This window comes from Acinetobacter sp. UBA2581, from assembly GCF_002339435.1.
Lineage (GTDB): Bacteria > Pseudomonadota > Gammaproteobacteria > Pseudomonadales > Moraxellaceae > Acinetobacter > Acinetobacter variabilis.
On record NZ_DDLD01000047.1, the window covers coordinates 37773 to 47710 of the forward strand.

A 9938-nucleotide genomic window follows, 5' to 3' on the forward strand; every position below is an offset into this window, starting at 1 on the left:
TTTAGCTCCTATGAATTTTAGCTCCTATAAAAAAACAGCGCCGAGGCGCTGTTTTTTTTGAATTATAGGTAAATTTTATCTACAATTCATTAAATTTTAGGGTGTACACTCCGAGGTATTTGTACCAAATGGACTAATTGCATTAATCGAATAAATTCCATTGAAATCCTTATCATTACCTTGCTGGTTACGTAAAAGATGAGGATAACTATTTGACATTCTATACGAATTTGATTCTGCTGTAGCATCAATACGTACATTTAACCATTGAGCATACGTTTTTGGATAAGTTATTACAAAATTAATTTCACCTGAATTATTTGTAACCCCAGTCCATGTCGCATCATTACTTGCCTTAAACTTAACAACATCTAACGCTACATTCGCATTTGTGACTTGGGTAACATCTACAGCAAAGTTACAGTGCAAGCTCTGATTAACTAATTCAGGATTAGCAGCATCATTACCTTGATAATATCTTTGACCAGCAAACACCCATTTCATTTCACTAGTTGGAGGAGTTATGGAATTTGTTGGTGCTAATGCCCATAAATTTTGCCCTCTAATATAACTTTGAGGTTTAATTTCAAAGCTTACATTCTGTTCTTTTACTAAATTTCCAAGTTCATCTTTTACTGTAGCTTTTAACGTTTGCTCATAAGCATTACCATTGGCTATAGGTTCTAAATGATTATCTGTAATATTAATCACTAGATTGTTAACAGATTTTCTGACTACATCCAGTATATGAGTTTGGGTAGCACCTGAAAAACTTGCACTCAGCTCCAAATCTTCATTGATAAAAGCAGTCTCAGTATAATTACGACGTAAGCTTTCATCAATTTTAATTATGAATTCAGCTTCACCATTATTATTTGTCACAATCCCGGAAGCGCCTTGAATATAAGCTCCATTGAAGTTCGAGTTCTTTAAATTCAATGTAATATATTCATTAGAAACTGCTCCACCAAACTGATCACGTAAATTCACAGTAATTGTTGCGGTTCCATCTACAACATTAATAGTTGATTGACTAGGTTTAATGAACAGGCTGTATCTTGGTGCAGTAGAAGTTGGATCTGTAACATTTAAATGAAGAACCTGCTTCACATCAATACCATTCGTAGTATTAGTTGCATCTAAGGTAATACCACTTGCTATCAAAGCATCTTTATCAAAACCTTCTTTTGGAATATATAGGGTGAAGAAGCCTCGTCCATCTTCATCAGTTTTGACAGTCCATTTCTCAGCAATATTTTCTGGTAAAGGATGATTATTTTCATCAGAAGTATTTTCTTCAGTAATAAAGCCTACATTTTTACCTGTGGTAGTGTTTGTCTTACGTACAGCCAAGGTGACTTCTTCATTACGTACAGGATTATTAGAAGCATCGAGTAAACGTACAACGACAACTGTTCTGTCATCACCTGGATTCAAAGTGTTTTTAAAACTATTGATTTCAAGATGGTTTGGGTTTTCGACATCTTCAACTGTAAACGGTAAAATAGCAGGAATTTCATTACCTTTTGGATCTCGAATTACACCTGTAACTCGAATAGATTGTAATATATCCGTCGTTATACCTTTTGGTACCTCTAAGGCAAATTCAATTGAACTATCTGCTGGTATAAGCACACCCTCTATATCAACACCATTGGCTTTTAACTTAACACCAGCATCGATCGCTTCTTTATTCAAGCTTAATCGCATCGGTGTACCTGTAACAGTATTAATCCCCATTTCATCTTTAACAGCTGCATACACTTTAACTGTTTGTCCAGCTGTCACTGTTTTTACATCTGATGTTAAACGTGGATTTAAAGCATTTGCTGGAGCGGTGATACCAATTACACTTGTTTGCTGTAAACGATCGCCATTATTTAAGTTCGTACCAACTACTGCAAAGACAATACCATTTTTGATCAAACTAGCATCATATGCGCCCTCAGAAACGGTAACCGTAAATTCAGCTTCACCCTTACTGTTAGTTTGAGTTGGTACATTGCTTAATGTCACACGACTAGAAGTTAAACTAGATAGTGCAACTGCGATAGGCGTGTTTGGAATTGTATTAACAGCTTTATCAACTGCTTTAATTTTGACGCGTGTTTCACCACCAAGAACAGAAATTGTATCTAATGGCTTATCATCTACTGTCGTAAAAATAAGATTCGCTAATTCAGGTAAAATAACCTTAGCTTTATCTAACTCAATTTTACGAACCAGCGTATATTCAGAACCATCCGCACGTCGTGCAGTTGCTGTAAATTCAAGATCATTTGCAGCTAAGTTTTCAATTTCTGTATCACTTTGAGGATTGAGTGTCACTTTAAATGTTGCAAGACCTTTATCGTCTGTCATGACTTGAGATGGTGTGTTGAAACTTACACCATTACTTAAAGCAGCTTCATTTAGACCAAGTGAAACAACTTGGTTTGCAAATGCCTTACCTTCAGTATCTTTTGCATTAATCGTCACTTGGATTGTCTTAGGTGTATTCACATCCAATGCAACTACATAATCAGATGCATCTAAGGTAAAGTAATCTAGAATCTGCCCGGCATTTGGTGATTTAAAGTTCAAGGTTTGAACAGCAGCTTTACCATTGCTGGTGGTCGCCGTGATACGAACACCAGGACTTACCAACTTAATCTGCTCTTGAGTACCTGCAACTTTATATTCAAACTCAAAATAAGCGTAACCATTGGCATCAGTAAGCTTAGTTGCTTCACCTGTTAAAGTTAACTGTGCTGTTTTTAACTGCGCTAGGGTTAAATCCGGTGTATCAATCGTAACTTTGGCACCCTGTAAAGCACCCTTATCAGCAGATAACGCTTTTACTGGAATAATGATTTTTTGATCTTTTGAATAATCAAATGCTTGTGTAATTGGATCAATTAAAACTTCTGCAGGTGTAGACTCAACATCAGGAGCTCTTAAATCAATACGGCGAGAAGCTTCATAATTCGAACCATCAGCACGTTTAGCTGTTAATGTAACCTGTAAATCACCAGTCACATCATCAATCAGCTTTTGCACTTCCGCTCTATTACGTGGCAATGCCTTAAAGGTAAAGGTTACATATCCATCAGCATCCGTTTTTTGCGTAAAGGTTTGTGCACCAACATTCGCACCTGTTGGATCAAGTAAATAAACACCATTATTATGGGCTTGTTCATTATAGCTGATCGTTACATCTTGATTAGCAAGTGCTTTACCACCCACATTAATTGCACGTACCTTAACGGTAATATCAGTTTGTACGTTTTCTTCAATCGCAGCATAACCATTTGTATCAATAGAAATATAATCTAATGCTTCTGAAGTTAAAGACTCTCTAAAGTTCAATTTTGTCGTCTGTGTTTTTCCATTTGCAGTTACAGTAACAGTTACACCATTTAAGATCTCACGCTGTACTGTAGATTTTGCATATTTATATTCAAATACAAATGTCGCATAGCCGTCATCACCAGTAAACTGTTCAGCTGCTCCATTTAAACTAAAGTTGAGTTGTGCTAATTTCGCTTGAATATCAGTTGTGATTGCAACTTTTTCATTTTTCAGCGTACTGCCAGCAGCATCTAATGCTTTAACGCGTACTTGAATCGTATGATCTTGAGTATAGTCAAATGAATTTAAGATTGGATCAATAACTAAAGTCTCAACTTTAGATTCAACTTGCTCTTCGGCTTGTACTAATTCAACTTTACGTTGAGCTTGACGAACAGATCCATCAGCAACTGCAGATAAGACTTTTACTGTTACGCCATTTGTCAATAATGCTTCTAATTCCTGTTGGTTCTTTGGATGCACACTGAATTCAAATTTTGCATAACCTTCTGCATCAGTTGCTACTGATGAAACTGTAAGAAGATTAATACCATTTTCATTGGTCAATTCAATCTGAACATTTTGATTTGCCAAAACTGAACCATCAGTACCTTTTGCAAGCACTGATAATACAACTTTAGTTTCTACATCCGTATCAATGACAGCTTTACCAATCATATCAATGACAAGATAATCAAGCGTATTAGTTTGAGTTTCGGCAAAGTTAATAACTGTGCGCTGCTCTTTACCATTTGCAGTCGCCAATAACGCTACACCTTTCAATGCAAGGGTTTTTTGCTCTGTAGATTGTGCATCGTAGTTATAGCTAAATTCGAAGACAGCATAGCCTTGATCATCGGTATATTGCTCAGCAGCACCATTTAAACTTAAATTAAGTTTTGCTAATTCTGCACTTGAGATGTTTTCAGGACGCAATGTAATTTTTTCATTACGTAATGCGCTACCATCTTCACCAATCGCCTTCACTCGTACCGCAATGGTATGATTTTTACTGTAATCATAAACACTAATAGGATCAATGATCAGATAATCAACTTCACTTGGTGCTTCTGCTTCTGACTTATAAAGTTCAACTTTTCTTGATACTTTGTATGCAGAACCATCTACACGCTGTGCAGATAAACGAACATTCAAACCAGATGCAAGCAATGCCTCTAATTCAGATGCATTTTCTGGTGCAATGTTGACTTTAAATGTGGCTTGTCCTTGTGCATTGGTCACAACTTCTGTCGCAGAATTAAATGAAATACCACTATTGGTTTCTGTTTCATTCAATTCAATTTTCACAGTCTGGTCTTTTAATGCCTGACCATTTGTTGCCAATGCAGTTGCTGTAATCGTCACTTCTGTTGGTTTATCGGTTGAGATAACTGCACGACCACCTGTAGATACCACTAAATAATCAAGATTGATTTCTTGTTCATTTGCAGGTGCTTTAAAGTTAATAATCGTATTATTCGTCTTTCCATTAGCAGTTGCTTTAATTTCAAAACCATTTAGCAGTTTCTTTTGTGCAGGAGACTGTGCATTGTATTTATAGTCAAATGTGAATGTCACGTAACCATAATCATCAGTCAGTTTCGTCGCATCGCCAACAAGACTTAAATTCAGATCAGCTAACTCTTGTGCACTAAGGGCTGTCGTTAAGCTCACTTTTTCATTACGTAAAGACTGACCAGCTTGACCAATCGCTTTCACGCGTACTTGAATTGTTTGGTCTTTTGTATAGTCATATGCTGCTTGTAACGGATCGATTAGTAGTGAAGATACTTGCGATGCTTGCTCTTGCTCAATAAGCTTAATCGTTCTTAGCGTTGTATATTCAGAACCATCTTTTGCAGTTGCTTTAACAGCGACTGTTACACCACTCGCAAGCAATGCATTCAGTTCATCTTTATTCTTTGGTTTCGCATTTAAAACGAACTCCGCATTACCTAATGCATCTGTAACTAGGTTATTAGAGGTCGCATACGTTACGCCATTTGAAACTGCAGTATTATCAATACCAATACTAATACGTTGGTTAGCTAAAACCTTACCATCTGTACCCATTGCCTTGACACGGATCTTGATCGGTGTATCTGTAGTGGTCGAAATTAAGGCTTGTCCATCTGTATCGACAGTAAAGAAACTTAAGTCGATACTATCGCTCGGAGCCTTAAAGTTAATGCGAATATTACTGACCTTACCATTTGCCAAAGCATTGAAAGTAAGACCTTTTTTCGCAAGTTCTTCTTGTTCAGGCGTTTCGTTATACTGGTAACTAAGTTTAAACGTTGCATAACCTAATGCATCAGTGATTTGTTCTGCTTGGGTCGTAAAACTTAAGCCTAACTGCTGCATCTTCTGATTAGTTAGGGCAGATTTTAATTGAATTTTTTCTTTTGCTAATGGGCTTCCATTGACATCTAATGCTTTTACACGAACGGTAATTTCTTGATTTTGCGTATAGTCAAAACGGGTTAAGATTGGATCTACCATGAGGTAATCCACTTGACTCGTTCCAGTGTCAATAATCGAGTTTGAAACTAAATCAATTTTACGAGTAACTGAATGCTTAGAACCATCATTACGATAAGACACTACTGCAACAGTTAGGCCTTTTTCAATCAAGGTATTTAATTCAGTCAAATTACGTGCTGCAACTTTTAATTTAAATTCAATTTTACCTTGTGCATCCGATACAAGCTTAGTTGCCGTGGCATATGAAACACCATTTGAAATCGCAGTTTCATCAATACCAATAGCTAATTCTTGATTTGCAAGAACTGCACCATCAACACCAAAGGCTTGCGTACGTACTACAATTTCAGTTTGTTGATTAAGTGCAATTTGAGCTAAACCATCAGTATCTAAAGTAAAGTAATCAAGGCTGACTTTGTCACTGACACTCTTTGTATTGAAGTTAACTTTAATCGTTTGAGTCTTTTGATTAGATAATGCCGTGGATGTAAAAGTAATCCCTTGCTTAGCCAACGCTTGCTGTTCTGCAGATTTATTATATTGATACTTATAAACAAACTTTGCATAGCCATCTGCATCTGTTAAAACTTCAGCATCTGTACTTAAACTTAGACTCAACTTATTCAGCTGATCATCTGAAAGTAAAGATTTAATTGATACTTTTTCATTTTTAAGAGGGCCACCTTTTTCACCAATTGCTTTTACTTTAATTGTAATGTCTTGGTTCTTGGTAGGATCAAAGTTTTCATTAATTGGGTCAATTAAGAGATACTTAACTGCTTCAGTTGCAACAGCCTTATCTTCAACAACAATTTTAATATTATTGCTAATACCGTTATCTGTTGTAAACGTCGCTGTGATCCCTGAAGCCTTTAATGCTTCTACAGCTGCTGCTGTTTGCGATGCTGGTGTTTTAATTCTGAAAGTGACATAACCCTCTGCGCCGACAGACTGACTTTCATTTAAATCAAAGTTAACACCATCACTACTGCCTTCTAACTTAACAGCATTTGCTACAGCTTCGCTATTCAAGGTAAGTTTGATTTTACCTTTTTTCGCAGCATGTCCATTGTTCGCAATCGCTTTTACCTTAATTTCAACACTGTCAGACATTGCATTGATTTTATAAGATGAAGCGATTTCTAAACGTTGAATAGCTTCTTGATCGGTTGCACTATCATCTGCAGTAATGACATCAACAGTAATGGTCGCGAATTTCTCAGGGTTCTCTAGGAAAGTTGCTTTAAGTTCAATCCCTTCATCCTTCAAAGCAAGTGGTGTATCAGAATTACTTTTTAGGATAAATTCCGCATAACCTTGTGCATTTGTAATGGCTTCAGTTTTATCCAAGGTTACACCACGACCAGATTGATTGGTCTCCAGGCGAACTTTTTTACCTGCTAAATCTTGTTTATTGGAATTTTTGGCATATACACGAATACGTGCTTCGCCATTTTTTGCAGCAATCGGTGCATCAGGCTTAATAATTTCAAGTTTATCGACAATTGTTGCAATATCTTTAAATGTTAGAGACGTAGTTGCTTGCTTTTCTGCACGATGCTCATCAATGAGTTTAAAGTTTAGTGTTTTAGATGTATCTACAAGCTGTTGAATTTGTGCCGCAGTTAAATTTTTATTTGCTACAAGTTTAAAATTTGCTTTACCTTCACTATCTGTCTGTACAGATGATCCGTTGCTAATTACAAACAATCCTTGTAACTCAGCAGGTAAAGACAATTCAACGGTTTGTCCTGACTTAGAACCACCCTTTGGATCAGTCACTTGGACAAAAAATTCAACTGCCCCATTTGGTAAATCAATCGTAAGGCCTTGTGGCACATCTAGAGTATAATCACTAACAATTACACTAGATTTTTTAATATTAAGGGTATATACCTGTTTAACTTGTGTGCCATCTACAGTTGCAGTTAATTGTACTTTACCAGATTCAATATTAATTGAAGGAATTTTAAGCTCAAAAATAGCAATGCCATCTTCAGCTGTAGCAACTAAGGAACTTTTGCTTGTTACACCTAATTTATCTGAATCATTAATCGCTAATCGTACATTTTTGCTAGAAATTCCACCTTTATCTGCATTTAAGACCTGAACAGCAATTTGTACAGTTGAATTATCTACAACCTGAACAATATTTTGGCCACTCGAATCTTGCAAACTAATATTCAAGCTTTCTGGAACTTGGGCTGTATTATCTGTAGATTCATTGCCGCCTCCATTATTTCCACCTGTATTTGGTTGACTATTATTGTCATTATTATAGTAACCGTCACTCCCCCCCCCGCCACATGCAACTAAAGAAATCGATGTTGCTAAAACAGTCGTGTTAACCCCTAATTTTTTTAAATTTATAAACAAACTCATGTTTTTTCCCACTGCATATAATAGTTAAGCTGCCATAAAAGTTAATCTTCTGGCTTTTACACAAAATTTACTCAAAATATCAAAAATAAGCAATCTAGTTACATAATTTACATCAGAAACATTGTAAATCATGCATATAAATATTCATGTTCTGAGAATTGGTAAGCATTTTATGTATGACATTATTATTATCGGCGCAGGAACAGCAGGAATCAGTGCCTATAAAGAAGCTATTAAACATACCCAAAATATTTTAATTATTAATGCCGGTTCATGGGAGACTACATGTGCTCGTGTAGGCTGTATGCCGAGCAAGCTTCTAATATCTTCTGCTAACCGTATGCATGAGATAAAAAATGCAGAAACCTTGGGATTACAACATGATGCTGTAGTAAATACCTCCACCGTTATGGATCGCCTGCATAAGCTTCGTGATCATTATATTCGGGCTACTTTAAAAGAAGTTGAACAATGGGATTCAACTCATAAAATATCGGGGCACGCAAAATTTACTAATGCTCAAACAGTCCAAGTAGAGGGAAAATTTTATCAAGCTAAAAGTTTTATTATTGCAGTAGGCTCTCGACCAAATTTTGATGACACCTTAAAAAATGAACTAAGCGATAAACTCCTGACTTCTGATGAAATCTTTGAGCTTTCACATTTACCCAAATCCTTAGCAGTGATTGGTAGTGGCATTATTGCAATTGAATTGGCTCAAGCCATGCAACGTTTAGGGGTACGTACTACTATGTTTGCTCGTAGTCAGAAAATAGGTGCACTCACTAGTCCAACTCTACAAGCTTTGGTTAGAGAGCAGTTAAATAACGAACTAACTATCAAATTTAAAACTTTGCCTAATCAAGTCAAACTCCTTAATGATCAGGTAAAAATTGACTATATAGAGAACGATCAAAAGCAAAGTATTGAAGTAGATTATGTACTCTCAGCCACTGGTCGTAGCTCTAATTTGGATCGATTAGATTTAGAGAAAATTAATCTTGAATTCCATGATGTTAAAAAGCTACCTATCAATAAAAAAACCAAACAATTAGAAAACTTACCCATTTTTATTGTTGGAGATGCAGCCCCTGATGTCCCAATTCAACATGAAGCTGCCCATAATGGTAAAGAAGTAGTCCAAAACTGCTTAAATTTTCCAGATGTTCAGCCTATTTCTTCCCTGACTCCTTTGGCAATTGTATTTAGCCAACCAGAAATGGCGATCATTGGACAAAGTTTCAAACAGTTAGAAGAAAAAAATGCAGAATATATTAGAGGCTTTGTATCTTATGAAAGACAGGGACGCGCATTAATCCTTGCTGAAAATAAAGGTGGAGCTGAAGTATATATAGATAAAAAGTCAGGAAAATTATTAGGCGCCGAACTATTCTGTCCTCAAGCCGAACATCTAGCACACATGCTAGCCTGGATGATTGATGCAGAGCAAGATATTCATCAGATTCTGGCAAAGCCTTACTACCATCCGACTTTAGAAGAAGGACTAAGAACAGCATTTAAACATGCTCGTCGTCAGCTTGATCAACAGGAAATAATTGAAAATTCTTAAATATATTAAAGAAGTATTAATAGATAAAATTTAATTACTTCAAACAATATGGTGCAGCTAATAGCTCTGAAGTTTTGGCTGCTCCTTATTACTCCTTAACTCATTTTTTAGATCAGAAAATATCAATAGAAAAAGTTGTAACTATTTAAACCCCACGCATAAAAAAAGCCCC

General features: G+C 36.1%; 2 protein-coding genes. One reads left to right on the forward strand and one right to left on the reverse strand.

Annotation, left to right across the window (positions count from 1 at the left end):
- Positions 1-96 precede the first annotated feature (96 nt).
- Complete coding sequence (locus B3Q46_RS05630) at positions 97-8196, reverse strand: hypothetical protein (RefSeq protein ID WP_262477271.1); 8100 nt, start codon at positions 8194-8196, stop codon at positions 97-99.
- A gap of 172 nt (positions 8197-8368) precedes the next feature.
- On the opposite strand from B3Q46_RS05630, the gene B3Q46_RS05635 reads away from it, so the two are divergent.
- Positions 8369-9766 carry a dihydrolipoyl dehydrogenase gene (locus B3Q46_RS05635; protein ID WP_286713939.1) on the forward strand — a complete coding sequence of 466 codons (1398 nt, stop codon included), beginning with the start codon at positions 8369-8371 and terminating at the stop codon, positions 9764-9766.
- Positions 9767-9938: the final 172 nt, after the last annotated feature.

Excerpts from the sequence above, each read along its gene's own strand:
- B3Q46_RS05635 (WP_286713939.1), top strand. The coding sequence starts at position 8,369 with ATGTATGACATTATTATTATCGGCGCAGGAACAGCAGGAATCAGTGCC.
- B3Q46_RS05630 (WP_262477271.1), bottom strand. The coding sequence starts at position 8,196 with ATGAGTTTGTTTATAAATTTAAAAAAATTAGGGGTTAACACGACTGTT.